This window comes from Vibrio sp. Vb1574 (assembly GCF_033338675.1).
In genome coordinates this window covers 1-1,135 of record NZ_JAWOTC010000363.1, presented here as the reverse complement: position 1 = coordinate 1,135, position 1,135 = coordinate 1, and the positions used below count along the sequence as shown (strand labels likewise).

The following is a 1,135-nucleotide window of genomic DNA, read 5'->3' as shown; positions in this document are numbered from 1 at the left end:
TTCTTTCAACACTTTGTACATCGCGTGCAACTCTTCAAGATGCGACACGAGTGGCTGGTAGCGTTCACGCAGTTCTTCATCACCTTCAAGAATCGCGCTCACTTTGCTATATGTGAGACGAGCGTGGGAATTCATTACCGCTTCGTAGTGCTTGTAGCTTGAGAGCTTACCGCTTTCAGAAATGGTCATCTCACAAACCATACACAAGCGATCCACTTGCGGGTTAAGCGAACACAAACCGTTTGAAAGCACTTCAGGCAACATTGGGACAACTTGCGATGGGAAGTACACAGAGTTACCACGGTTGATGGCTTCTTTGTGTAACGCTTAGTCTGGGCGCACGTAGTAGCTTACGTCTGCGATTGCGACCCAAAGACGCCAACCACCATCTTTTTTCTTCTCACAGAAAACGGCGTCATCGAAGTCTCGCGCATCTTCACCGTCAATGGTAACGAGCGGCAATTCACGCAAGTCAACACGGCCAACTTTCGCTTCTTCAGGCACTTCTTCGCCCAAGTTTACGATTTGTTTTTCGACCGCTTCTGGCCACTCATAAGGGATTTGATGGGTGCGAATTGCGATTTGTGTTTCCATACCTGGCGCCATATTTTCGCCAAGAACTTCAACCACTTTACCCATCATGCCACGCGAGCGAGAACCACGATCGGTAATTTCAATCACCACGACATTACCCATACGAGCGCCAGCTTTATGCTCGTTCGGGATCAGAATATCTTGGCTGATGCGCGAATCATCCGGCACAACATATGAGTAGCCGTACTCAAGGAAGAAGCGGCCAACAATCTGGCTATTGCGCTCTTCAAGTACGCGAACTAAGCGACCTTCACGACGACCACGCTTGCTGTTGTCTGTTGGTTGCACCAGCACGAAATCACCATGAATGATGTTCTTCATTTGGTGATGTGGCAGCAAAATATCATCGTCCTTGCCGACGCTGCCTTCTGGACGTACCCAACCGTGACCATCTTTGTGGCCAATCACGTAACCTTTCACCATTTCAAGTTTTTCAGGCAATGCATAGCACTGACGGCGGGTAAACACCAGTTGACCATCTCGTTCCATGGCACGTAAACGGCGGCGCAACCCTTCGTATTGCTCTTCGCCCGCTAACTTT

Annotated in this window: 1 pseudogene; it reads right to left on the bottom strand. The window is 49.3% G+C overall.

The annotated features are described in order from the left end of the window. A pseudogene (locus R7O12_RS26200) lies at nt 1-1,135 on the bottom strand (VacB/RNase II family 3'-5' exoribonuclease); the annotation flags it as partial.